We start from the raw sequence: 24,931 nt of genomic DNA, 5'->3' as shown, positions 1-24,931 counted from the left end.
TTCAAGTCAAATAGGGCTTCAGCGCATATTCATCTAGGGCTGATTGCTATATTTATAGTAGCAAGGCGTCCGCTGGGACGCTTTGCATGGAGCGTGTTCAGGCTTCTGCGGGCGGCGTGTCGCCTTCTTCGTCCGGTTCGATATCCGCCACATTGGCATCGTTTTCCACGATGCGTTGCAGGCCGCTCAACTGCGAGCCTTCGTCCAGCGCGATCAGCGTGACCCCTTGGGTGGCGCGGCCCAGTTCGCGGATCTCCGACACCCGCGTGCGGACCAGGACCCCCTTGTCGGTGATCAGCATGATCTCGTCATCGGCGTGGACCAGCGTGGCCGCCACGACCTTGCCGTTGCGCTCGCTCTGCTGGATCGCGATCATTCCCTTGGTGCCCCGGCCATGGCGCGTGTATTCGACGATGCTGGTGCGCTTGCCGTAGCCGTTCGCGGTGGCGGTGAGCACGCTCTGGGTTTCGTCCTCGGCCACCAGCATGGCGATCACGCTTTGCCCGTCTTCCAGCATCATTCCGCGCACGCCGCGTGCCTGGCGGCCCAGGGGGCGCACGTCGTTTTCGTCGAAGCGCACCGCCTTGCCGCCATCGCTGAACAGCATGACGTCGTGCGCACCGTCGGTGAGCGCCGCGCCGATCAGGTAGTCGCCATCGTCCAGGTTGACGGCAATGATGCCGCCCTTGCGGGGATTGCTGAACTCATCGAGCGCCGTCTTCTTCACGGTGCCCATGCTCGTGGCCATGAACACGTAGCGATCCGCCGGGAACGTGCGCATGTCGCCGGTCAGCGGCAGAACCACGTTGATCTTTTCGCCTTCTTGCAGCGGGAACATGTTGACGATCGGGCGGCCGCGCGAGCCACGCGAGCCGGCTGGCACTTCCCACACCTTGAGCCAGTACAGGCGGCCCCGGTTGGAAAAGCACAGGATGTAGTCGTGCGTGTTGGCAATGAAGAGCTGGTCGATCCAGTCGTCTTCCTTGGTGGCCGTCGCCTGCTTGCCGCGTCCGCCGCGCTTTTGCGCCCGGTATTCGGACAGGGGCTGGCTCTTGATGTAGCCGGTGTGGCTGAGCGTGACCACCATGTCGGTGGGCGTGATCAGGTCCTCGGTGGACAGGTCTTGCGCGCTGTATTCGACCACGCTGCGCCGCGCGCCCAGCTTGTGCTGGCCGAACTCCTGCTTGATGGACGCCAGTTCTTCGCCAATGATGACGGACACGCGCTCGGGCTTGGACAGGATGTCCAGAAGGTCTTCGATCACGGCCATCACGTCCCGGTATTCGGAGACGATCTTGTCTTGCTCCAGGCCTGTCAGGCGCTGCAGACGCATCTGCAGAATTTCCTGTGCCTGGGTATCGGACAGCCGGTACAGGCCGTCCTGGCCCATGCCGTATTCGCGCTCCAAGCCTTCTGGACGGTAATCGTCGGCATTCACCGTGCCGCCATCGGCCCGGGAGCGTGTGAGCATTTCGCGCACCAGCTTGCTGTCCCACGAACGGGTCATCAGTTCTGCCTTGGCAACTGGAGGTGTCGGCGACTCGCGAATGATCCGGATGAAATCGTCGATGTTGGCCAACGCCACCGCCAGGCCTTCCAGCACATGGCCGCGCTCGCGTGCCTTGCGCAGCTCGAAGACCGTGCGGCGGGTCACCACCTCGCGGCGGTGCTGCAGGAAGACGCTGACCAGTTCCTTCAGGTTGCAAAGGCGCGGCTGCCCGTTCACCAGGGCCACCATGTTCATGCCGAACGTGTCCTGCAGCTGCGTTTGCTTGTACAGGTTGTTCAGGACCACCTCGGGCACTTCGCCGCGCTTGAGTTCGACCACCAAGCGCATGCCCGACTTGTCGGATTCGTCCTGGATGTGGCTGATGCCTTCGATCTTCTTTTCGTGCACCAGCTCGGCCATCCGCTCCTGCAGCGTCTTCTTGTTGACCTGGTAGGGCAGCTCATCCACGATGATGGCCTGGCGCTGGCCGCGGTCGATGTCCTCGAAGTGGCAGCGCGCGCGCATGATCACCTTGCCCCGGCCCGTGCGGTAGCCATCTTTCACGCCGTTGATGCCGTAGATGATCCCGGCGGTGGGGAAGTCCGGGGCCGGAATGATCTCCATCAGGTCGTCGATGGTCGCATCCGGGTGGTGCAGCAAATGCAGGCAGCCATCCACCACCTCGTTGAGGTTGTGCGGTGGAATGTTCGTGGCCATGCCCACGGCGATGCCGCCAGAACCATTGACCAGCAGATTGGGCAGCTTGCTGGGAAGCACCAGCGGTTCCCTTTCGCTGCCGTCGTAGTTGGGGCCGAAATCGACGGTTTCTTTATCGATGTCGGCCAGCATTTCATGGGCGATCTTCGCCAACCGGATTTCGGTGTAACGCATGGCTGCTGCGTTATCGCCATCCACCGAGCCGAAGTTGCCTTGCCCATCGACCAGCAGATGGCGCATGGAAAAGTCTTGCGCCATGCGCACGATGGTGTCGTACACCGATTGATCGCCGTGGGGGTGGTATTTACCGATCACGTCGCCCACGATGCGGGCGGACTTCTTATAAGGCCGGTTCCAATCGTTGTTGAGTTCGTGCATGGCAAACAGCACGCGCCGGTGTACAGGCTTGAGGCCGTCACGCGCATCGGGCAGTGCGCGACCCACAATTACGCTCATTGCGTAATCGAGATAACTTCGCCGCATTTCCTCTTCAAGGCTGATGGGCAGGGTTTCTTTGGCGAACTGTGTCATGGAGAACTGCGTGGACGGCGGAGGAGGGCCATTCTAGGCGCAACGTCTTGTCGCAAGTGCGCAACACATCAGGGGTAAAGCGCTTTTGTCCTACCGTACCCCCCCTGTCTGCAACCACTTTGGGTTGTTACGTATGGCACAATCATTTCAACGTTTTTAGTGATGGTCACTGATGACGTCCATATTCGCAGCGCGGCTGCGGCTTTTTCCCCAAGAGGAGAACCATGAAGAAACTGAACAAAGTGGCGATGTTGTTGGCCTCCGCTGTACTTGCTACCTCGGCTGGCGCTCAAGTCAAAGCAGCCGACGGCGGCAAGGTTGTTGACAACTGGCAGAACGGTACCGGCGAACTGGTGTGGAAGAACGGCACGAATGAACTGTGCTGGCGCGATGCCAACTGGACCCCTGCTACCGCTGCTGTCGGTTGTGATGGTGCTCTGGTTGCTCAGGCTCCCGCTTCTACCCCCGCCGCTGCTACCCCAGCAACGCCTGCTACGCCTGCTCCTGCTGTGACTCCTGCTCCTGCAGTGGCCAGCAAGGTGACGTATGCAGCTGATGCATTCTTCGACTTTGACAAGTCCGTGCTCAAGCCAGAAGGCAAGGCCAAGCTGGACGACTTGGTTTCCAAGGTCAAGAACGTGAACCTGGAAGTCATTATCGCTGTGGGTCACACCGACTCCGTCGGTACGGACGCCTACAACCAGAAGCTGTCGGTTCGCCGCGCTGAAGCTGTGAAGGCTTATCTGGTGTCCAAGGGCATCGAAAAGAACCGCGTCTACACTGAAGGCAAGGGCGAGAAGCAACCTGTCGCCGACAACAAGACCAAGGAAGGCCGTGCGAAGAACCGTCGCGTGGAAATCGAAGTGGTCGGTACCCGCGCTTCTAACTGATTTTCAAATCAGCCATGAAAAGCCCCGGAAACGGGGCTTTTTTTATGGGCCATCTCTTTTGGAGCATCTCTTCACATGAGCGATCACATTAATGCCGACCCGGCAGAACTGGCCAAATTTTCCGCACTCGCCCATCGATGGTGGGACCCGGAAAGTGAATTTCGCCCGTTGCATCAGATTAATCCTTTGCGCCTTGAATGGATCAATGGAATATCGCCGCTGAATGGGCAGCAGGTGCTCGATGTGGGGTGTGGTGGCGGTATCCTCGCGGATTCCATGGCCAGAAAAGGCGCGCACGTCACAGGCATCGATTTGGCAAGCAAATCATTGCGCGTTGCGCAACTGCATGCACTGGAGACCGGAACTCCCAATGTGCAATATCGTGAAGTCAGCGTAGAGGACTTGGCGAATGAAGCGCCCGGCACCTTCGATACCGTGACTTGCATGGAAATGCTGGAGCATGTGCCAGACCCTGCCTCCGTCGTGCAGGCATGCGCGCGCTTGGTCAAGCCGGGCGGCTGGGTGTTTTTTTCCACCATCAATCGCAATGCCAAGGCATTCATGCTGGCTGTTGTGGGTGCGGAATATATATTGCGGATGCTGCCCAAGGGAACGCACGAATACGCCAAATTCATCAAACCCAGCGAGTTGGCGAACGCCTGCCGCCTAGCAGGACTGGATATCTCTCACAGCAGGGGTCTTGAGTACAACCCGCTGACCAAGCGCTACTGGCTCAGTGCCGACACCTCCGTCAACTACATGTTCGCTGCACGCCGCGCCGCCGTATGAGTTCATCCGCCTTCACCCATGTTCGTGCCGTATTGTTTGACCTCGACGGCACCTTGATCGACAGTGCTCCCGACTTGGGCGCCGCCGCCGACAAATTGAGAACGGACCGTGGCTTGCCGTCTCTGCCTGCACAGCGGTATCGGCCCATGGCAGGGGCCGGAGCGAGGGGTATGTTGTCCGTGGCATTCGACATGGACACAACCCATCCCGATTTCCCAGCCTTGCGGGAAGAGTTCTTTGTCAACTACGAGGCGTGCATTCAGCAGCGCACGAAAGTGTTCGACGGTGTGGATGCCCTGATTGACCAATTGACCCGAGCTGGCATGGCCTGGGGCATTGTCACCAACAAGGCGGCCAGATTTACGAATGTGCTGGTGGGTGCCACGCCGCTATTCAATACTGCCGGTGCGGTGATCAGTGGCGACACGACGCCGCACAGCAAACCGCATCCTGCGCCCTTGTTGGAAGCGGCAAAGCGTCTGGGTATCGAGCCGGCGCATTGCATCTACGTCGGTGATGACGAGCGCGACATCATTGCGGGTCAAGCAGCCGGCATGCGTACGGTGGCTGCTCTGTACGGTTACCTCGGTACGCAAACCGCTGTGCATGAGTGGGGCGCACACGCTGTAATTAAATCTCCCATCGAGGTGTTGAAATTGATCTCGGCGCCTTAAGATACGAGGCTTGGGGCTGCCCTGGTTTCGACGTGGGTTCGGAATCGGCGTGGTGCATGTCGAGCTTGAGTGGCGCTCGTAAATCTGCATTCAAAAAACTAACTGCAAACGACGAACGTTTCGCACTCGCCGCTTAAACACCGGTGAGCCTTGCAACAGCATGCTAGCGGGCTGGGCAAGGGGGTCGCAAGACCTCCCGGCTGCAAGGTTATTCACGCTAGCTGGTTCCGTGCCGGGTACCTTGGCATGGAACGAGACTCAAGGGTACTGGTGATCCACGTAGCGTGCGGCTGCGCGATGTGGGTCATGAGAATCAAAACAGACCGCTAAACATGTAGATCTGCCCGAAGAAGGCTTGCGGACGCGGGTTCAATTCCCGCCAGCTCCACCATCTATTTTGGTAAGTCCTTGATTTTCAAGGACTTTTCCAAAGAAGCAAAGCCAAAACAAGGGGTCATCCATTCAGGGGTGACACCCGGTACTACACCGGGAGCTTGTTTTGGCCGCTTCGTATCTTGTTCAGACCCGCAACGGCGTGTATTGCGCACGCTTTGTTGTTCCCCTCGCTTTCCGAGGTTCCAGCAAGTCCGCTGGCCGGGAAATCCGCGTCTCCACACTCACCAAAGACCCGCGCGATGCTGCTGCACGCGCGCGGCTTCTGCGCGTGCTCTACGAGAGTTTGTTGCACCAAGGTGGGGTATTCTGCCGGGAGAGCATTTCAACCTACTTCCAATCCATCATGGCGCAGTTCAAAGCACCGCCCCCAGGCACACCCAAGTTCGGCATGGAATACGACTTTGCCACCGGCAAGGTGAAATTTGAGGACGTGAAGCCAGGGGAAGAGGCGACTGTGATGAGCATGCTGGAAGACATGCAAAACCGCTTGCCTTTGCCTGCTGCACAAATAGCTGTCTCGCCCCCGGCGCCACCCGCTACGGCAGCCATAGCCCCCGCCAGAACAGACGGACTGTCCGAAGATGCCCGGTTGCCCATCGCAACCATGGTTGACGAGTATCTGGAAAGCCAGGAAGGGCGAGCACTCAGGGATGAAATTGGGCCAAAAAATGTTTCGCAACGTGCCACACGCCTCCGGCTGTTTACCAGTTACTTTGAGGGAAAGGCCATTGGTGACATTACTCCCAACGACATCAAAACTTACATGGATGACATCGCGTTCTACCCGACCAGTCGGGATGTCATCGGTATAGCGCCCGGGCGCAGCGTGCGCGAGGTCATCAAGCTGAGTAAGGCGAACAAGTTGCGCCGGGACGACGGCAAACCCTACGACACACTGTCAGAAGCAACCGTTAAGGGCTACATGCTGGCCTTGGCCAATTTCATCGGATTTTGTGACCTCAAACTGGCAGTGTTGGACCGTACAGCTAGCCGTATGAAAAGCATCGTGGATTCGGCGCCAAAGGGAGAACGCAACCCCAAAGAACCCTTCACAGACGGCGAACTGACAAGCGTTTTTTCGTGCCGATACTTTTGGCAGCCTGCCTATAACCTTCCCCACCAATACTGGACGCCGGTCATTGGCCTCTTCACCGGCGCGCGGTTGAGCGAGATTTGCCAGCTCACCACGGGGGACATCAAAGAGTATGAGCCAGGGGCATGGCAAATCTCATTCAACGACGATGAAGACGGGGAAGATGATGAGGATGGCAGTCGCCGCAAGTCCAACAAGCGTTTGAAGAACAAGTCATCGCGCCGGGTCATGCCAGTGCATCCCCAACTGGTTGAACTGGGCTTTATCGATTTCTGGAAGAAGCGCAAGAAGGAAGGGAACGTCAATCTGCTGGGCGTGAAAGCGGCAAAAAAGGACGGCTACGGCAAGGTGCCGGGGGATTTTTTCCGCAACACGCTTTTGCGTGAGTACGTGGGGATCAACAGCGATACCAAGGTGTTCCATAGCTTTCGATACACCTTCATCACCCGCTTGCGTCAGGCAATCATCGACAACGCGGGCACGCGAGTGGAGGAGAACATTGAGAACTATCCCGAGGGGCTGGTGCTTCGCCAGATGGTGGGGCACTCCATTGCGTCCGGCTTCACGCGAAGCACGGGGAAATCGGACGTGCATATCAACACGTACATGGGCGAGGTTTCCATGGAAGCCCGAGTTAGGCTGTTGAACCGTTTGGATATGACTCGCTTTCCCATTGCCAAATACAAGGATGTCAAACCAGGGCAGCGGATTCGGTACAACCCCGAGCCCAAAAGTGCCTCCCAAAGCGGGAAGGAAGATTTTGGCATTGACGGGGGGGTGCTGGGTGGGCTCCTGTAACCATCATTATGGTTGTCAGCCACGCAGCTGACCTCCAAATCTTAAAAAATTGATGTCTAATAAGGAAAACCATGATAAATATTGATATTATGAATAATAATGTGAGTATTAAAATTTCAGTCTCAGCTGTTATTGGTGATGGCGATATAGATTTAGGGAAGGTCTGCAAAACCCCATTCGTCAGCCCGGCACAGCCTGATGTTGAACGGAAGGTCCGCCTGATTCCTGCGCAATCCGCTGCTTAGGCCCGATTGGCACGGTTTACAGGCCCGTTTCAGCCCTTGCGGCGCCACCTCGGCACCCCGCAGACGCACCTATCCCTGCAGCGCCAGGATCCGCTTCCTGGCCATCCACAGATTGCCCAGCGCAAACAGCATCATGAGGCGCGCCGTGTTCTTTTCCAGACCTCGGTAGCGCACCTTGGCGTAGCCGAACTGCTGCTTGATCACGCGGAACGGGTGTTCGACCTTGGCTCGCACGCTGGCCTTCAGGCGCTCGGCTTTGTCCAGCAGCTTGTGAAGTTCCCGCTCGGGATCAAGTGCCTTGCGTTTGCCCGGGCGCATGGCCACGTGCCACTTGATCTTGGCCTTGGCTTTGCTCCCTTGCATCTCCTGGCGCTTGTCCACGCCCTGGTAGCCTGCATCGCCCCAGGCATGCTTTTCTTTGCCATTCAGCAGGCCTGCTGCCTGCGTCACGTCGTTGACGTTGGCGGCTGTGCCGATGACGGTGTGCACCAGTCCCGAGTCGGCATCCACGCCAATGTGCGCCTTCATGCCGAAGTGCCACTGGTTGCCTTTCTTGGTCTGATGCATCTCGGGGTCTCGCTCACCCTCTTTGTTCTTGGTCGAACTGGGCGCTGCAATGATGGTGGCGTCCACGATGGTGCCTGTCTTGAGCATCAGGCCCTGCTGGGCCAGACCGGTGTTGATGGCAGCCAGCACCTGCGGAGCCAGTTGGTGCTTCTCCAACAGATGGCGGAAACGCAAGATGGTGGTCTCATCGGGCATGCGCGCTGCACCATCGAGGCCGGCGAAGCGGCGGTACAGGGGCCGCTCGTGCAGTTCTTCTTCCATGGCCGGATCGCTCAGGTTCCACCACAGCTGCAGGCAGTGGATGCGCAGCATGGTTTCGATGGGGAATGGAGGGCGGCCACCCAGGGCCTGGTGCGCGCCCCGGGCGAACGGAGCAATGAGGGCCACCAGCGTTGCCCAGGGCACAACCTGGTTCATCTCTTCGAGGAAGATCTCCTTGCGGGTCTTCTTGGGCAGTGGGTCCAGGCCCAGGGTGTATTGATCCATGGCGCCATTGTCTTGAATGCTTGGCGCTGGGGGAGGATCAGGCGGGGAGGTTTTGCAGACCTTCCTTAGATGAATTGCTTGATGTGGCAATCGACCAAAAAAATAATTTGATGATGCTTGTCATGTCGAATGGGAATAGAAGTATTCCGCTGAACTTGGAAAGTATCAAATTTTATGAATTGATTTCTCCTTATCTCTACGCAAAAAAAGTAGATGCCATCGCTGCGATGAAAGCAAGCTTGAAAGCTGGGTAGGGAGACAAGCGGAAGCGGTCGGGTGCCATAGTCTACGTCTCTACTTGCAGTTTTCCGACTGCTTTGCTAGGGTGAGTTATGGCACTCAAAAAGAACAATGGCGACGCGATAGCGCCATCAAAAAAACCTGTATGCATCATTGAGCGAATGGACTGCGCTCAGATTGAACGCACTCACGCCATGACGGATGGCCTTTTTAGACCGATTGACCACAAGATTGAGCGCCCCAGTTTTCACATTGCCCAGCAATTCAAATCTCCTGGAGGCTCCACGGTAGGGTTGGAGTGGCAGGGCGTTCAGCTCGATATCACCGACCAACAAGTATTCCTGGCTATCTTGCGAATAGTATCGGAGAAGAGTCGGCAGATACAAAAAAACTCAGAAAATGCAGAGCCATGGAGTGAATTGGTGAAGGGGTTTGATTTTTCTGTTGAGCCGCCAAATATCTTGGTGGCCAAGACTTCGTTGTACGAAATCTGTAAGGTGGCAGGATTTTCCGACGGTGGGGAGGTTTTGGAATCGGTATACAACAGCATACATAGAATGCAATGCACTCGATGCTGGGTATATCTCTTGGAAGGTGGAAAAATTGACCGTCGTATGGAGTCCTCATTTTCACTCATCGCACATTGGGGGATGAAAGATGGCGATGCCTATATTGGCGTAAATCCGTTTTTAACCAAAGCTGTTCTCGGAACGTTTCAGGTAACGTATTTGGACATGACGCACATCAGGGCGTTGCGAAACGATGTCAGCAAGAGATTGTTTTTGTGGCTCTCGGCTTGGTCTCGTTATGACTGGAGGCAATCCATTGGATTGGATAGATTAGTCAAGCACGTTTGGGGAGATTTTGGGAAGGATGGTGCAGCACTTCGAAAGAGACGCATGAAAGTTAGAACCGCATTGGTTGCAATATCTCAGTTAGACGGTTGGACTGTTGATGCCGATGAGGATGACCCAACGCTTTTTCAAATAAAGCGACCGAGATACCAATAATGCGACCGCCGAGAGGCGGTTTTTTCATGTCTTAACGATATGGACTGTATAAATTATCAGTACCGTAGTTGGGTGAACGCTGAACCGTAGTTGGGTGAACGCCCTGTTTTCGCAAAGCCTTATTCCATGCGGGCTGGCGGGGCGTTTTGAAAACTGTAGACAAGGGTAGACAACTATAGAGCAAATTTAGACAAATTTGCTCATCATGGGGTGGTTGGTCATATTTGAATGATAAATCAATATACAACTATATATATGAACGGCGTCAGAAGGATGTTTCGGCTGACGCCTCACCATCCCTCTACGCCTAATGGGTCATATCGTTTTTTCGTTCGCTTGTTAAGCCGTTCCAAGCCAAGCGGTACTATCGTACCGCTTTCGACGCCGCTGAGCGGCGCTAAGGGGTCAAGTTGAGGCTGTAATGTACCTAGTCCGTCCTGAACAATCCCGTTTTCAGCTGCAGGCAGATCGGAGTTCATGCGCTACGGGGATCATTGCAGTAATGACCGCCTGCATGGACAGCCCGAATCGGGCGCACAGAAGCCGCAGCGCGGCCAGGATCAGACGCAGGTTGTGCCCGGCGCCGCACATCACCGCATGCAGCGCATCACCCAGCGCGCCCTTGAGCGGATTGCGGGCGAGGCGCCCGTCCATCTTCATGTGCCCGATCGCCGGCTCGATGGCACTGCGCCGGCGGATCATGGCCTTGAGTGTTCGGGTAATGCCTCGCTTTTGGCCTGACATCAGGATGCGTACTCCGTCGAGTTGCACGCCCTTGTAGCCCTTGTCCACGATGGCTGTGGCCGGCGGCCTGTCCGTGCCAGTGAGGATGCCCACCTGCTCCAGTGTCTCGGCCAGGGTATGGCCGTCGTAGGGGTTGCCCGGCATGGAGCGCATGCCCACCACCAGGCCTTCCTTGAGCGTGGTGGCGATGCTGACCTTCACGCCGAACTCGTAGGGTGTCCTTGCCTTGCCCTTGCTGATGCACTCCACTTCGGGTGCGTGCAGGGCGTACAGCTTGTGCTTGTCCTTGGGGGCCTGGGCCAGGATGCGGCCGGTGCGCTGCAGCAGGTCCTGCACCTTGGCCTGGGCCGATTCGGGCAACGTTTGCAGTTGGCGGGTGACCTCTCGATGCACGCGGGCGACCCGGGTGCGCAGCGTGCGCACGGCCTTCCTCATGCGCTTGAACTGCTTGGCGTGCGCGTAGCGACCGATCTGCACGGCCAGGCGCGGGGCCACCCGGTTGTAGTTCTGGCGCAGTTGCAGGCTGTTGTCCTCTGCCACCTTGACCAGGTGCTGGCGGCTCTTGTCCAGCAGCCGACTGTCGGTGGGGTGTGCAATGGCTTTGGGCATGACGGTGGTGTCCACGATCACCTGCTGTGTGCTGGTCTTCTGAATGACGCCACCACGCCGGGCCGCCTCGATGCTGGCCGCCAGCAGCGTCTCCACGCCTGCTTCTGCGATGCGCTTTCTCCAGCGCGTCAGGCTGGACGGGTCGATGGGCGACTCGGTCTGCAGGTAGGTCTCGCCACAGAAGAACTGCCAGTACGGGTTCTCCACCCAGGTGTTCACCACGGCCTCATCGGAGGCGTCGAAGGTGTGCTGCAGGTACAGCAGCCCCGCCACCAAGCGCGGGGGCAAGGCGGGCCGGCCACGGCCGGATGTGAACGAGGCCGCGAACGTGCGCTCGATCTCTGTCCAGTCGATCAACGCGGCCAGCTTGACCAGCGGGTGACGCATGTTGATCAACTCGTCCAGCCGGGAGATGAACAACTCGCCGCTCTGCGGCCGCGAAGGCTTCGGGCCCATCGAACTCCTCGGAGGAATTTGCAAGAAAACAGGTACTGGCAAAACCATACCTTGCAAATCCCGCGCCCATCAATCAGCAAAACTGCACACCAGATCAATGACTTGCGGGTTGTTCAGGGCGGACTACCTAGAATGGTCAATATGCAGCTCTTGCTTGTGCGTGGTGCGGAAAAAGGTTCCGGGGTTTTTAAAGTGATTCTGGCTCAATGAATTCGGTTGCGTCTCGGTTTTTGTAATGCAAAACCTCATGGAGCAGCAGAGGGCGCACAGACCTTGCATTGTTCAGAGATGGATTTATGCCCGCTAGGGTGCGATTTTTCTTGTCAGAACGTCGGAAGGATTTTCCCGAGGCTTCGATGTTTTCTAAATCTGCGGGCGAGCAGTTATTCAAATACTCAGATAAGTGGAGCAGGCTACCGACAAGCAGGTTTGCCCGAAGGTTGTCTTGGGGATTGTCGAATTCGTCAGATTGGGCGAAGCAGTATCTGAGAAGCCCGGTCATGTCCATCAAGCCCCCGGCGTGCATCAAAATCCGATTGCGGTTTTCTCGCAACGCCTTTTTTTCCTGCTTCCTTGATGCGGCAGCTTCTCGGTTTTTAATCTTTTGTTGATATATTTCCTTGGATTTCTTGTTTAATGCTGCTGCGCTTTTTTGCCCGGCTTTGGATTCCGTGAATGATTTTGTTTTGATATCTGTTTTATTGTTCTGAAACTGTTTTGCACTGGAGGCGATTTTTTCTCTCATCGATTTGTTCATGATATCTAAGCTGAAAATGTTATTCAGCCTAGCACGAACAAAATTGGATTTCTCTAAAATCGTGGTATTGTGGGTTGAGAAGTATGATTTTGGCTATGGAAGATATTATTTTGGTATCACTGGCGAGTTATTTGATTCAGCACCTAAACGGTGTTTTTAAATACACCGTAAGCGCACTTATACATATATCCTTGCGGATATACGTAAGTGGGGGCGATGCCCCCCGGATATTCCTGCGGAATTCCGGCTCCCCTGTCGTGTTTCGAGGGCGAAACACTCCACGTTCTGCGAGGGCGCAGAACGTTGATTCAGAGTCCGAGGGCGGACTCTTCACTGCTTCGCAACCTAGCATTTCTGATGCTTGGACTGACCCAGCGGTGATGCCTCACCGATGCTAAATTGATATGGCGATTTACCACTTCACGACCAAGGTCCATGGACGCGCAGACAACCCAAAGTTGCATGCGCTTCGTGCGTTGGCCTATCGTGCGGCGCAGGTCATCAACCTGCCCGAGATTGGGCGGCGGTTCAATTATTGGTACAAGAAGAAAGAGGTGGTCGCCACTGAAACCATGGTCCCGAAATATGCGCCAAGTTGGATGACGGGAGCTATGGAGCTATGGGGGCAGGTCGAGGAAAAAGAGACACGCGACGATGCCCAGATTTTTAGAGAAATCGAGGCTGCGCTTCCCATCGAGTTGTCTTTGTCGCAGCAAATTGACATTGTGAGGCGCTTCATTGACCAGGAGGTCAACGAGGAGGGCATGTGCGCCACCTATGCCATTCATCACAAACCGGGGAACCCACACGTTCACATGATGCTGACCATGCGGGAGCTAACGCCCGATGGCAAGTTCGGCAAAAAGAACCGGGCTTGGAACAACCGCGCCTTCCTGCAAGGGTGGCGTGATGCTTGGGAAAAACACGTCAACGATGCTTTGGCGGCTGCTGGCTTCGATGCCCGTATATCGGCCAAAGCATACAGAGACACCAATCCGGACTTGAAGCCCACGGTTCACCTTGGACCGGAACACCTTGGGCGCAAGGATGCCGCGAGGGCGCACAAGCGTGCCAGCCGGGTCAAGCGCAACGAACGGATTGCGAAATCCAACCGCCTTGCCAAGACCTACCGCCAGCGCGCCAGCGTGGGCGAAGCCACGCCGGAAAACCTGCGGGCGGACGCTTTAGCGGATTCGTTGATTGCCGATTTGTCCGTTTTGGCGGACGAGGTTCAAGTTGACACCCTGCCTCGAATGTCACCCGAAGAGGCTGCCGCATACAGCGATGTCGTTGGAAAAGTACCCAATGCCGAGGCGGTTTTTGCGGCCATGGAGCCCATTCGCACAGGGATGGGGCGTGCTTGGAACTGGGCTACCTTCGCAAGTTTGTCGGAGCGTTTGGACATGTCCAAAGACGCTTTCCATGCCTTGCTGTGCAACGAACTGATGTTTTTCTCGAAGCGCCGCGCCGACGAATTGAAGCGGTTTGCGTCGCTGGTCGAGCCTGAAAAGTTGCTACCCGCCATCACGTCGGTACGTGCCAAGGTGCAGTTCTCCAGCCACACCGGGGCGCAGGAGCTGGGGCGGCTGCAAGATTCCTTGCGAGGCCATCGCACAGTTCCTGTCGCACCCAAAGCCGTGGTGTCGCCGCAGTTGAATCACGCCGAGGATCATCGCGGCGGTGGGCCGACAATTTCCCCTCCTGCGGCATCTCCACAGTTGGATAACGCTCCGGCGTGGCGGGAGACCTTGTGCTCGTTTGCGCACATGGTTTTCGAGCTGGACGGGATGGTCCAACAGTTGACGACAGTGGCCACGGCATTGGGGCGGAAGTTCAGTCCTGGGGTACTTACCCAACGCATCGCCCGGATTGAGCGCGAGGGGTTACAGCCACCATCGCAACAGGCCTTGATGGATGAACTGTTGTCCCGCGACTTCGCCTATGCCGTGAGGAAGGCACCCGAGCGTGTGGCGGCAGGGCTTGCAGCGCTGCCCATCCACAAGCGCGAGTTGTTTGAAACCATGGTGGTTGCCATCGCCGCGTCCGTGGATTCCACCCAGGCGCGCCAGGATGTCGCCGCTGGCTTGACCTACACCGTGCAGAGCCAACATGAGATTCAAGCCCAATGGAGCCTGCGCGCCGCGCTGTCTCCATTCCAGTTGAAGGACTACGAGGAGCGGGCGCAGTTCATGAAGTCGTTTGGGGCGGCTTACACCTGGGTTGATTTCCAAAAAGATATACAGCGCCTGGCGCAAGACGGCGAAGGCTGGCAACGTGCATGGTGGCGCGAGCAGGTGGACCGCAGCTTTGGCGAACAAGCCACCACCCTGATGGCGTGCCTTCCTGCTTGGTATTACGGCAGCGAAATCAAGGCAGTGGACACGCCCAAGTCATACCCCATGGGTCTGTACAACCCTGCGCCCATCTATGCCGAGTCTGTCGCCTATGTCGCGCCAGAGCGTGCCCCCGGCGTCGCCAAGGTGCTGTCTGTCGATGGTCAGACCATGGAAGCGGACACGTTGGAAGACATCGAGCGTATCGGCATTGAACGCGGGTGCACCGTGGACATGGTGAAGCGCTTCAAGCTTGCCTATTGGCAATCGCGTGGGGAAGACGCATGGGTTCTTGCCTTGGACATGAGCCTACGCCAATACAACATCGACTTGGTGCCCCTCATTCGTGAACCCGAGATGGCTCAGTATGGAGCGCAGTTGCCCGAAGACTTGGCGTACCACACGGCGCTAAGAATGGGGCGCATTGCATCCATGGAGCACCATGAGCAAGAGCGTCAGTGGGTTTCTATGGGTGACGTGAGCCCCGTGGCATGGGCTCCCCGGCGCGCACCCCGGCCATCGACCGCAAAGTACCCGTACAGCGTGCCCGAAACACCGTTTCCGTCGCTCTCACCACAGGGCACAGACGAGCTGCAATGAATGCCGCGTAGATGGGGCTACCCTTGCACACTATCAATTCACTAGGCCTCGAAGATTCCGCATCCGTGAGGCAGTCAGACGGTAAAATTGCAAATTCTTATTTAGACTGCATTATAAATATCCAGCACATCTAGCGCTCGGACGCTTTCTTGGTCCGGATGACGTAACAGAGGTCTTTCGATTTCAGAGGGAAATATTCGAGATTTTAAAATTCCGTAAATTTCCACACGCTTTTCCGGGTTTAGCGCATATTTTTTCTTTGAATTACTTGTTTTATAAAATATCAATTCATGAGAAAATAATATGTTCAAAACGTTTGGAACTCGTGACTCGTATTTGAGATCAATTCCTCTTCCTTTGGGAATATCGCTTACCCACATATAACCCTTTGCATTGCCTGCCCACATGTGCTCTTGGTCAAGTTTTCTGATTAGCAAAAAAGCCACAACGATATCTAAAGCTACAAGTGGCTCTCCATTGCTAAATTGCGCAATGGCCGCATCGATAAATTCCTCTAAGTCCGCAGCAGAGGCTACGTCAACTGCCATAAGTGGTAGCCGATTTGCTATGCGAACGCGAACTTCTTCTAGAGTCTTTGCTTGCACTGGTCGAACCATTACAACTGGACCAGGAGATTGGAGGACTAACGAACAAAAATCCCTTGCAATCAGAGAGGAATTTTTTTCGTACTGATGAAGGCTAAATTGCCACTCAGCATTCCATTTCGGGTTATTCGCACACGCTTGTACAAACGACGCAGAAGAGCCGGCATACAGACCCAATGGATGGGCAATGTAGATGATTCCCATATCTCCTCCTCGCCATCACGCGGATTAGCGCAGCTTGGCGTCAGAGAGAGCTGTAAGCATCACTCCTGCTGGAATGGGAATCTCTAGGAGCTTTTCGATGGGTAAAGACGACAGCGCAGCCAAAATGACTTTGCGCAAATCATCTTGATTTCGAGGGCTTGGCGTCTCAATAGTGTATTCAGCTACTGATTTATTATTGCTTGATTTGGTGGCGGGTTGAAATGCAAAATTATGGGGAAGCGAGTTCTGCGTCAGCCAATTTTGCACGACTACAGAAACTTTGACCGTTCTCAGTTTATTCCAAGCGCGTGCAGAAGCCTCATCAATTTGCCTAAGCTTTTGAATAAATATCTGAGGCTGCCAGTCTTCACTGGCTGATAGAGCAGAAAAATCTTTTCCATCAGTGGAATTTTGAGCCAAAAAATCACTGGCCCATTTTTTTTGGCTTTCCAAATCGATTGGTGTAATCTCAATCCAATCTTCGGTAGGAACAGGGGCTGCTTCTAAGGCAACGCGAACTGTCCCATCTTTGCGATGCATAAAGCGCTTACCGCTGGGAGACAGCAGAACAAAAGCGTCCCAAATAGCCTTCCGCAATGAGCTAGTCTTTTCAGACGCAGATACTACTGGAGCAGAAGCTGTATCACCAAGCGTAACAGCTAGTGCATCTTTCTGAGTCTTAATGAGAGCAAGTTTTCCCTGGCCTTCGATGTCTTGAATGAAGGCCGACAACGTACGCTTACCAAAGGTTTTCCAGCTAATGTCTGGCAACGCCTTCAATAGCAGCCCGCCTAAAGCGGCCGTTGTAATGTAATTTCTCGTGGGAGTGAGATTTTCTGCGACAGTTTGAATTAAAAATTCAACGTAATCTTGATATGTCATGACTAAAGCCGTGAAGCAGATAACCTCTTACGATATATTTATATCCTAAGAGGCAAATTTTGATAAATACTGCTTTTGCAAGGCGAAAATAACCGGGGCGCAGCTGGCGCGATACTTTGAATCAGCTTGGTAGTCGCTCGCATCGACTGCCAATTCAAAACCTGGCATTTTTGGCTTCGGGTCCCATTGCTCGACAAAGGTAAATTGTCTTTCCCCTCTGAATATTTCAGACAGCAGCATCAGGTCTTCCGCACCAGCATTGTAGCCCAACGAGGACGTGTACGCAAGCTAAAGTCAAAGGTGCGCCTAAAAACCTCATTTGAGCAATGGTGCGGGATGGGGCTACGACAAGACCGCTGCGCGGTGGGACGGCCATGGCAGGCCGCCGAGGCTGACAACGCCAAGGCACGCCCGCATTTTGACGAAGGCTAGGCGAGTGGCTAGCTATCGCAGAGCGGGCTTACCGTCGCTTTGAGGTTGGCCGACTGACTGATTCAGTCAGTCACAGCGTCCGTCACAAGGTAGGCTTCACGCCCCTGTTCTGTTGGTCCTGGACCCGCTTGCGTGCATCGGCCTCGCTGCCCGCGTTTTTGCCATCGATGGCTCGAAGGATTGCAGCGGAGTCAATCGCTCTCAGAGCTACTGCCTCCACCAGCCCGTCGCTATCGTGGGTCCATTCGACGTAGTACGCGCGACTGCACGAGCGCTTGAATTCGGATGGCAGGATGATGGACATGGGTTCAGGAAGGAAGTTGTCTCCACCTGTCGGGTTAGACCCAATCCTCACGAGGTCGAACATTCGGCATGGTGCTGCCGGTATCGCAGCGCCCGTGATAGTTCGACCACCTTCGGAGTACGGGCCGAAGAACTGTTTTCCGTCCTGGTCGAACTCCCACCCTACCACTATGGCACCGAGCTTGTCGCCCATCTCACCTTTGACGAAGCTCTCTTTGCCGAATTTTTTCCGGACTGCTTCCAGCAGGACTTGGCGCGTGTATCTTGCGGTTTTCGGTAGACGCTGATTCTTTTGCACGAACCAGATGCTGTCGGCTTGGCCCTTGAACGCCGCGAACTCATCGAGCGGTCCACTCCACGAGTTGTCGTAAAGACGCTCCCCTTGCCAAGCGGCAAGGCCGCTCTCAACCTTGTTGGTGTAGATCGGTATGACCTTCATTTGTGCAGGTCTGCCAAAGGCTGCTTTTGCCTCTGCCACCGACATTCCCAACTTCACGCCAGCAATGTCGGTGGCGTGCGCGCCAAAGCTAAGCAGCGCAAAGGCTGCGCAAGCCGCAAGGGCCGCCCGTATTTTTTTGTAGATAGAACGCATTTTTCCCCCTTAGTCAGCCATGCCTTTGGAGCCCGACGACCACGGAAGGGGCTGATGGACAGATGCCGGGCCATGGCTGGCTGTCGGAGCGGCGGGGGTTGTGCAGCCCGACAAGGCTGCAAAGGCGAAGGCAAGGATTGCCAGTTTCATGAGCGATTAACTCCTGTTAGTGAGGGCGGCACCACGCCGCAATCAGGGGCGCATCGTAGCTCAAGAAAGTCGTGTTACGACTATTCCGTTTGAGACTAAATCATGCGAGGCATGTCCGCCTCTCTGTACCATGTTGACTACGAACACTTGCGCAGGTTGCTGCGCTCCGTGCGCGTGAAGGCCGGATTGACCCAAGTGCAGATGTCCGAGGCCCTTGGTGTTGGTCAGTCGTACGTCTCGAAGCTCGAACGCGGGGAGAACTTCATAGACGTGCTGCTGTACGCGCGATGGTGCCAAGCTTGCGGTACCAAGCCTGGGAAAGTGCTGGACGAACTTTTTGACCGGTCTGCGGAGGTGCGCGCGTAGCTAAATCGACGTCCTCAAACGTGAGGTTACCTACCACTTGCCAAACGGTGTTGCGTCAGGCACTTTGGAATGATGAACAACGACACCGCCCAGTACCTCGACCGCGTTGATGAGTACATCCACAAAGCACAGCGAGAGCTTGCCAAGGCTCGGCTTCAAGATACTGGCACGCGGGAAGAAGCCATGTACCTCAAAGAAGCCCAGCTTGCTTTGGACAATGCAAGCACTGTCCTCGGCCGAACACTTCGTTCCGACTGAAATGCGCCGCGAGGTGAACCACTGCGAGACTGCGACACGCCGCAACAGCGGGTTTCCGGACGCCCTTGAAAAATTCGGAATTGAACCCGCGTCCGCAAATGCAAGCCAACCAAGCACCTGTCCAAAAGGGTACACTCGGGACTCCATTTTGGGGTGCCATCCGAGTGCGGGTGTATCCCTTGTAAGGCTTTCTATCTCGTTAAGTGTTTGATTTTTAACGAAAAAATAGATGGTGGATTTGGGCTGAGTGTTGCCCTTTGGTTCCCGCCAGCTCCACCACTTTTGTAAGTTGTTGATATCAAAGGGTTTTCAGGACTTCTAAAACGAAGACACCTCGAGCAGACACCAAGGGCGACACTTTGGAGTCTGTTCCATGAGGTCATCCGCTTACCTTTCCGTCTCGCGCTGCGGGGTTTTTCTTGTTCGTTTGGTCATCCCGAGCGAACGCAGAAACCACAAAGAGCCGAGGGATATAAAGTTTTCAACGCTCACCAAAGACCCGCGTTGTGCTAAGAGCATAGCGCGGCGTCTGCGCGTCTATTTCGAGCTGTATCTGTTGCAAAATGTGCGTATCGAGCGCCAAGCGCTCATTGAATACCTGCGCAGCAACATGAAAAAACCAAAGCTCGAAGACCTCGCTCCATTCAATGCTGACAAGGACGACAACGGCAACTGGCGCTTCACGGACGTAAAGCCCGGGGACGTGGGGGCCATCGACGCCTTTTTAGAGGCCGTGAATAGGTCTAGCCAGGGCGATAGGCCTTTGTCGCAGGTTGCCATATCCGAGCCCTTGCCAGAACGTTTTCACGAGCCTGGGCGGCTGTCGTCTGCTGCGCGCCTCCGGGTGTCCAGGCACATAGCGGACTATCTGAAATCCGAGCAAGCCCGCGAAGACGACAAGGAAATCGGCGAGAGAAGCCTTCCGCAAACCAAAACTCGGTTGAGGCCATTCCTCGAACGCTTCGGAACCAAGCAGATCGGAACACTCACGCCTGCCGACATGGAGAAATTCAAGAAGGACTTGGTTTTCTACCCTGTCAATGCGCCAAACCTGCGCAATGCCGTAAATCTGACGTTTGACGAAATTGTGAGCCATTCCCGCCGCAAGCTGTTGTTGGACAATGACGGCGCTATTGCAGAGCGCCTTACGGAAGCCACGCTTGAAGGCTATGTAACGGTGGCAAAGATGGAGACTTTGACCCACATTACATTGCAAAAGAACTTGCGGCCCACGACACAAAGACGAACAGCAAGAGCGACCTTGTAAACCTATTTGAGCTCTTGGACAAAAGCGCACGCGGCGACAAGCAAGCGGGGCAAGACTGGATTCGCGCAGCGAAAGCAATTCAAGGCCGCGACCGCTGGAACGTGGGCCAATTGGCAAGCAAGCTTGGCATTCCATGCCCGAGTGATTGGAAAAACACCGCAATTGCGTCTATGAACGACGTTGCACCCGTTCAGGTCATCGAGTACCCCCAAGCCCATCACATGGTCGCCACATCCCCAAATAGCGAGCGTGCGGGCCTTGCCTTCCTGTTGCGCGCTGGCAGGAATGAAGCGGCCCGCCCCGGGAGCGTACAGCGCATGGCCCTTCGCATGTGCGATGAGACAATCAAGGCTGACATTCAGCTAATAAAGAAAAAGAGCGCATACCGCCTTGCCGAAGCGTTGAAAGCGGCCCCCGAAGCGACCGAATTACTAACGGCCCGGCACTTTGCGCGCTATACATTTGCAGTTGGCGAATACCGCGCTAAAACGCATTTATACATGTTTCCCACCGCAGTGCCTGCGCTCGCTCCTATGTCCACGCCTACACCCGTTCTAGCTCTAATTGCGCCCGGTCTCGAATTAGACTTCGCCTAATTGCGCCCATGTGCTACATTGCGACCAACACATAGGAGACCGCATGGCAGATAACAGCGCAATACAATTGGAAAAACTCGAAGCCGACCAGAAAAAGGCAGCCGCTGCGCTTGCAGAAGCCAATGCGAAGTTGGCAAGTTTTCGTAAAGAAAACCGGGGGCCAAAGCTTGCAGAGTTGAAGAAAGACATTGAGAACTACGGGTTTACCGCTGTGGAGCTTTTTGGAGAAGCTGCATTGGCCCCAGTAAAGCCGACCGTAAAAGCCAAGGCAGGAAAGCGGCCCCCGTCCGTTGTCAAATACAAGGACGACAACGGCAACACTTGGGGCGGTGGCAAAGGCCCGCGCCCCGCTTGGGTGAAGGCTATCCAAGATGTGGGCGGAGATATGGAAAAGTATCGCGTAGCGCCATGAAGTGCCCATGCTGCGGGAATGCTGAACTCGTCCGCGATACCCGAGAAATGGACGCTAACGGCGTGCCCGTAGTAGTTGCGGGCGACTTTTGCGCCTTATGCGGGGAATGCATCCTCGACCGTGAAAACGGCGACCGATACGGGGCTGCTTTGAAGCAAGCGCGCTTGATAGCCGGGAAGCGTTTGGCCGAGCTGGGCGGCGCTGCGCCTGACATGCAGGACGTGCCCCGCCGTCAATCTCCCGAATAGAGGTTAGCCAGGGCTGCCGTTTGCTCAACCGTAGGCACGGCCACCACTACGCCGGTGCGTTAAGAGTCTTTGAGACAAACCTCTTTGATGGCTTTCCCTCGAACCCACTCTTTCCACCCGTCTTCGCATCCCACGAAGGCTTTGCCGGTGCCGGTCTGAAACCATAGGTGGATTTCGTGCGGGAATGGTTGCTCGTACGTTGGTTCTTCGGACGACGAATACACCACGGCCACGATGCCGGAACGGCCCGAAGTCATCGAGCCGAAGCGACCAGCCGAGACAGCACGCGAACGTAGACCAGCTGTGCCGCCAGCTCAATCAGTGTTTGCGTAACGATGACCGCAGGAAGGATAGGAATAGCGCCAGGCACGGCCAAGGCCAGAGGTAACACGACCAAGGAGTTTCGAGTGCCCGCACTGAACGCAATGGAGCGCCCTGCCGGTGCATCAAGCTTGAACACGCGGCTGGTCAACCATCCCAAGACCGGCGCAGCTACGGCAAAGGCAACGTACAAAGGCACAACGCTTATGGCGGCGTCGATTGCTGCCCCAATTTGCGGGACTACGGCCACGATGACAACGAACAGCACGAGTGCTGTCGCCGGTACGGGCAGTAAGCCTAGAACGCCGGAAACGCGTGCGCCAGAAGCGCTTTTTCCCGCCCACAGTTGCACTGCCGCAGCGAGGGCAAGAGGCACGACGATCAACCAAATAAACGCGTGAACGAAGGGGCCAACCTGCACCAGCCCTGTGGCTGATTCCCCTAGGAAGATGCGCAGGTAGAGTGGCAGCAACAGCATCTGTGCGACCAACAGCGCGGGCGTCGATGCCAGCAGCAGCCGGGCATCGGCGCGGCCGAGGTGCGAGAAGGTAACCACGTAGTCGATGCAGGGCGTCAGCAGGACAAGCAGCACACCGAGCCGAATCAGCGGGTCGGCGGGTAGAAACTGAATCAAGACAGCGACCAGCAAGGGCACCAGCAGGAAATTTGTAAACAGCAAGGCGGTGAGGAATCGGATGCGCGTGAGGGCATGCCCCAACTCCGCAAGCGGTACTTGCAAGAAGGTGACGAACAGCATCAGCGCGAGTGCCGGATTGATTGCGCTTTCCAGTCGGTCAGTGCCTGAAACCAGTTTGGCGATGACCATCGCGACCGCGACGGTACAGAAGTAGATGGCGACCTGTCGGTGTTCCAACTTGTCTCTGATGCTCTGCATGGATGCTTCCAATCATGTATCCCACATTCGAAACCGTGGTCAGCGGCCAAGCTGGCGTTCAGTACAGCCCGAACAGCTTCGCGCCAAGAGCTACTGTCAGCACTACGCTACTGATGAGAACCCAACGCGCCGAACGCCCTGAACGTCGTTTCTCCACCGATGCGTGATTGACGTCAAGTACAAGGAAACGAAGCCCCGCAATCAGATGATGGATGAAGGCCCAAAGCACGGCCAGCACCACGAGCTTTAAAAACCAACCCGGCACTATGGAGAAGCCATGCTCAAAAACGTTTTTAAGCTTGGCAAAGGAGTATTCTGAGGATAACGACGCATCAAATGCCCAGATGATTGCCGGAAGCAGGATAAACATCAAAAGGCCACTGCCACGGTGCAACAACGACACCCACGCTGATGCCGGGAATCGAAGCATGTAAGGCACAAGCTGCAACAGTGAAATATTGCGGTAATCGCGGCGGTTCTTTTTTTCGATGGTCATAGGCGGCTCTTGCGGTGTTGAACTGAACTCATGGGTTCATGTTCGATTCTACCTCGACGCACTGCCGTAGACTCGTGGTATGAAGACCAAAAGCGCTGCCCGCAAGGTGGCAATTCTCCGGGCCGCTGCGTCGTCGTTCCAAGAGAACGGCTTTGACGGGGCATTGATGAATGACATCGCGCAGCGCACGCCATGCTCCAAAGTGACCCTATACGCTTACTTTGGGTCGAAAGAGGAGTTGTTCTACGCTGCTGTGGTGCAAGCCTTGGATGACCAGTTTCACGACCTGTACACGGTGCTAGACGATATTGCCTCGCCCGTCCGAGAGGTGTTGACACGCTTCGGAGAGCGTTTCACGTCCCTCGTTTGCTCTGATGATGTCAAAGCGCTGCGGCGGCTTGTGATGGCCGCGAACGGGGTAGGAGCAGGTGAGCTTCAACGCAAGTGCTTTGACGAAGGCCCTAGGGTCGCGCTACGTGTCTGTGTGGCTTACTTCAAAGCCGTGTCCTCCCAAGGTGCGCTCATCGTCCCTGACGGTCATCTTGCGGCTATCCAACTCCGAGCCCTGTTGGAGGCCGAGTGGCTGGACTCGTTTTTCTACAACGCCGCCCCTAAGCCGACTCCAAGCCGTGTTGGCCTGTCAGTTGAGCGGGCAGTGGACGCTTTTTTGCGCGTGTACGGGTCCAGCGCCATTTGTGCCAGAGATTGAACCGCCGTCCGCAATCATCGTCCGGCCAAGGGCGACACCGTGGGCTACACTGCGGGGCGACACTTTTACAACCCGCCCGATAGTCTGGATATGGGGGAGCTTTGTAGGGGGTCCGGCAACTCATTGATTTGCAACAACATTTAGGTGTTTTGGCGGTTACTTCACTGTTTCCCGCCAGCTCCACCACCATAACGTCCAAGGGTGTTCGCTGATATTCAGCGAACGCCCTTTTTCTTTGGTGTTTCAGCGGTCGCTGACAAGGCCGCATAAGCCTTGCATGCCAGTTCATTGTGGATAGTTTGCCCCCCTCGGAAAACCAAGGGGAGGTCAGCCAGAGGCTGGGATTCAGGATCTCCCTATCCAAATTTGGCATGAGCGCTGAAGTCCTACATCTGCGCGAAAAAGAGGTTCGCAAACTGATTTCACTGTGAGAAGGAAATCTATGCAAACCACTGCTCTTTCCATTTCATCCGCTACCGCCTTCACTGCATCACGAGAGGCAAAGGGTGCGCCAAAAACGCAAACGTGCACTGCCGCGAACAGGCACCTGTTGAAGATTTGACCATGGTGACCCAAGTCGATTCCCGCGATGGCAAGCCACGCAAAGATCCTGATCGTCCCAGCCCGGCTTTCATCGAGACAGATCCTGCGATGCAGCGGATGCCGGGCACGCGCCCTGAGTTGCGAGAAAGCGAAGGAAAGGAGGATGCCGCTGAGGCACCGGACGACCCATCAACAACCTCCCGCTGAACCGGGTCGCTGGAACCCCAC

26 protein-coding genes and 1 other RNA gene are annotated in these 24,931 nt (G+C 55.8%); 17 read left to right on the top strand and 10 right to left on the bottom strand.

Annotated features, from left to right (window positions below; translation table 11 throughout):
* Positions 1-97: 97 nt before the first annotated feature.
* Entirely contained in the window at positions 98-2,737 is a 2,640-nt protein-coding gene (gyrA, locus tag M5C98_RS13360) for a DNA gyrase subunit A (protein ID WP_272547922.1), read from the bottom strand.
* A 224-nt stretch (positions 2,738-2,961) separates the two neighbouring features.
* Between gyrA and ompA the strand changes: the two genes are divergently transcribed.
* The 6 genes from ompA (at position 2,962) to M5C98_RS13330 (ending at position 7,622) form a co-directional block, all read left to right on the top strand.
* Entirely contained in the window at positions 2,962-3,627 is a 666-nt protein-coding gene (gene ompA / locus M5C98_RS13355) for an outer membrane protein OmpA (protein ID WP_272547921.1), read from the top strand.
* 75 nt (positions 3,628-3,702) lie between these two features.
* A complete protein-coding gene (gene ubiG / locus M5C98_RS13350) occupies positions 3,703-4,416 on the top strand; it encodes a bifunctional 2-polyprenyl-6-hydroxyphenol methylase/3-demethylubiquinol 3-O-methyltransferase UbiG (RefSeq protein WP_272547920.1) in 714 nt (237 codons plus the stop codon).
* A complete protein-coding gene (gene gph / locus M5C98_RS13345) occupies positions 4,413-5,090 on the top strand; it encodes a phosphoglycolate phosphatase (protein WP_272547919.1) in 678 nt (225 codons plus the stop codon). Before ubiG ends, gph begins: the two co-directional genes overlap by 4 nt.
* A 12-nt stretch (positions 5,091-5,102) precedes the next feature.
* Positions 5,103-5,481: a transfer-messenger RNA gene (ssrA, locus tag M5C98_RS13340) on the top strand.
* A gap of 108 nt (positions 5,482-5,589) precedes the next feature.
* Complete coding sequence (locus M5C98_RS13335; protein ID WP_272547918.1) at positions 5,590-7,377, top strand: site-specific integrase; 1,788 nt, start codon at positions 5,590-5,592, stop codon at positions 7,375-7,377.
* 71 nt (positions 7,378-7,448) lie between these two features.
* On the top strand, positions 7,449-7,622 hold the full coding sequence (locus M5C98_RS13330) for a hypothetical protein (RefSeq protein WP_272547917.1): 174 nt from the start codon (positions 7,449-7,451) through the stop codon (positions 7,620-7,622).
* A gap of 69 nt (positions 7,623-7,691) precedes the next feature.
* Here M5C98_RS13330 and M5C98_RS13325 read toward each other — a convergent pair whose 3' ends face one another.
* Complete coding sequence (locus M5C98_RS13325; protein WP_272547916.1) at positions 7,692-8,675, bottom strand: IS5 family transposase; 984 nt, start codon at positions 8,673-8,675, stop codon at positions 7,692-7,694.
* An 83-nt stretch (positions 8,676-8,758) separates the two neighbouring features.
* Here M5C98_RS13325 and M5C98_RS13320 point away from each other — a divergent pair, with 83 nt between their 5' ends.
* Entirely contained in the window at positions 8,759-8,929 is a 171-nt protein-coding gene (locus tag M5C98_RS13320; RefSeq protein WP_272547915.1) for a hypothetical protein, read from the top strand.
* Between the two features lie 78 nt (positions 8,930-9,007).
* Complete coding sequence (gene repC / locus M5C98_RS13315) at positions 9,008-9,925, top strand: replication protein C, IncQ-type (protein WP_272547914.1); 918 nt, start codon at positions 9,008-9,010, stop codon at positions 9,923-9,925.
* Between the two features lie 453 nt (positions 9,926-10,378).
* On the opposite strand, the gene M5C98_RS13310 is transcribed toward repC, so the two are convergent.
* Positions 10,379-11,734 carry an IS5 family transposase gene (locus M5C98_RS13310; RefSeq protein WP_272547913.1) on the bottom strand — a complete coding sequence of 452 codons (1,356 nt, stop codon included), beginning with the start codon at positions 11,732-11,734 and terminating at the stop codon, positions 10,379-10,381.
* A gap of 187 nt (positions 11,735-11,921) precedes the next feature.
* On the bottom strand, positions 11,922-12,491 hold the full coding sequence (locus M5C98_RS13305; RefSeq protein WP_272547912.1) for a hypothetical protein: 570 nt from the start codon (positions 12,489-12,491) through the stop codon (positions 11,922-11,924).
* A 404-nt stretch (positions 12,492-12,895) separates the two neighbouring features.
* On the opposite strand from M5C98_RS13305, the gene M5C98_RS13300 reads away from it, so the two are divergent.
* Entirely contained in the window at positions 12,896-15,424 is a 2,529-nt protein-coding gene (locus tag M5C98_RS13300) for a MobA/MobL family protein (protein ID WP_272547911.1), read from the top strand.
* Between the two features lie 101 nt (positions 15,425-15,525).
* Here the strand turns inward: M5C98_RS13300 and M5C98_RS13295 are convergent, their stop codons facing one another.
* The 4 genes from M5C98_RS13295 to M5C98_RS13280 all read right to left on the bottom strand — a co-directional run bounded on the left by M5C98_RS13295 (position 15,526) and on the right by M5C98_RS13280 (position 18,442).
* Complete coding sequence (locus M5C98_RS13295) at positions 15,526-16,233, bottom strand: hypothetical protein (protein WP_272547910.1); 708 nt, start codon at positions 16,231-16,233, stop codon at positions 15,526-15,528.
* Positions 16,234-16,257: 24 nt separating this feature from the next.
* On the bottom strand, positions 16,258-17,115 hold the full coding sequence (locus tag M5C98_RS13290; RefSeq protein WP_272547909.1) for a hypothetical protein: 858 nt from the start codon (positions 17,113-17,115) through the stop codon (positions 16,258-16,260).
* 45 nt (positions 17,116-17,160) lie between these two features.
* Positions 17,161-17,355 carry a hypothetical protein gene (locus M5C98_RS13285; RefSeq protein ID WP_272547908.1) on the bottom strand — a complete coding sequence of 65 codons (195 nt, stop codon included), beginning with the start codon at positions 17,353-17,355 and terminating at the stop codon, positions 17,161-17,163.
* Positions 17,356-17,629: 274 nt separating this feature from the next.
* Positions 17,630-18,442, bottom strand: coding sequence for a hypothetical protein (locus tag M5C98_RS13280; RefSeq protein WP_272547907.1), 813 nt, complete (start codon positions 18,440-18,442; stop codon positions 17,630-17,632).
* Between the two features lie 261 nt (positions 18,443-18,703).
* Here M5C98_RS13280 and M5C98_RS13275 point away from each other — a divergent pair, with 261 nt between their 5' ends.
* From M5C98_RS13275 to M5C98_RS13250, 6 genes are all read left to right on the top strand, one after another.
* Positions 18,704-18,958, top strand: a complete 255-nt coding sequence (locus M5C98_RS13275) for a helix-turn-helix domain-containing protein (protein WP_272547906.1) — start codon at positions 18,704-18,706, stop codon at positions 18,956-18,958.
* Positions 18,959-19,027: 69 nt separating this feature from the next.
* Positions 19,028-19,216, top strand: coding sequence for a hypothetical protein (locus M5C98_RS13270; protein ID WP_272547905.1), 189 nt, complete (start codon positions 19,028-19,030; stop codon positions 19,214-19,216).
* A gap of 373 nt (positions 19,217-19,589) precedes the next feature.
* Entirely contained in the window at positions 19,590-20,483 is an 894-nt protein-coding gene (locus M5C98_RS13265) for a DUF6538 domain-containing protein (RefSeq protein ID WP_272547904.1), read from the top strand.
* 14 nt (positions 20,484-20,497) lie between these two features.
* Positions 20,498-21,079, top strand: a complete 582-nt coding sequence (locus M5C98_RS13260; RefSeq protein WP_272547903.1) for a hypothetical protein — start codon at positions 20,498-20,500, stop codon at positions 21,077-21,079.
* A gap of 43 nt (positions 21,080-21,122) precedes the next feature.
* Positions 21,123-21,491 carry an H-NS histone family protein gene (locus tag M5C98_RS13255; protein WP_272547902.1) on the top strand — a complete coding sequence of 123 codons (369 nt, stop codon included), beginning with the start codon at positions 21,123-21,125 and terminating at the stop codon, positions 21,489-21,491.
* On the top strand, positions 21,488-21,739 hold the full coding sequence (locus tag M5C98_RS13250) for a type II toxin-antitoxin system MqsA family antitoxin (protein ID WP_336298472.1): 252 nt from the start codon (positions 21,488-21,490) through the stop codon (positions 21,737-21,739). Before M5C98_RS13255 ends, M5C98_RS13250 begins: the two co-directional genes overlap by 4 nt.
* A gap of 253 nt (positions 21,740-21,992) precedes the next feature.
* On the opposite strand, the gene M5C98_RS13245 is transcribed toward M5C98_RS13250, so the two are convergent.
* On the bottom strand, positions 21,993-22,955 hold the full coding sequence (locus M5C98_RS13245) for an arsenic resistance protein (protein WP_272547900.1): 963 nt from the start codon (positions 22,953-22,955) through the stop codon (positions 21,993-21,995).
* A gap of 58 nt (positions 22,956-23,013) precedes the next feature.
* The gene (sdhC, locus tag M5C98_RS13240) at positions 23,014-23,451 is read right to left on the bottom strand and encodes a succinate dehydrogenase, cytochrome b556 subunit (RefSeq protein ID WP_272547899.1); all 438 of its coding nucleotides are present in this window, start codon (positions 23,449-23,451) and stop codon (positions 23,014-23,016) included.
* A 79-nt stretch (positions 23,452-23,530) separates the two neighbouring features.
* Between sdhC and M5C98_RS13235 the strand changes: the two genes are divergently transcribed.
* Positions 23,531-24,160: a TetR/AcrR family transcriptional regulator gene (locus M5C98_RS13235; RefSeq protein WP_272547898.1), complete on the top strand. Its 630-nt coding sequence runs from the start codon at positions 23,531-23,533 to the stop codon at positions 24,158-24,160.
* A 564-nt stretch (positions 24,161-24,724) separates the two neighbouring features.
* A complete protein-coding gene (locus tag M5C98_RS13230) occupies positions 24,725-24,910 on the top strand; it encodes a hypothetical protein (RefSeq protein ID WP_272547897.1) in 186 nt (61 codons plus the stop codon).
* Positions 24,911-24,931 lie beyond the last annotated feature (21 nt).

This window comes from Acidovorax sp. NCPPB 3576 (genome assembly GCF_028473605.1).
GTDB lineage: Bacteria > Pseudomonadota > Gammaproteobacteria > Burkholderiales > Burkholderiaceae_C > Paracidovorax.
Note: the sequence above shows the minus strand (reverse complement) of the source record. Positions and strands in the feature narration are given on the sequence as shown.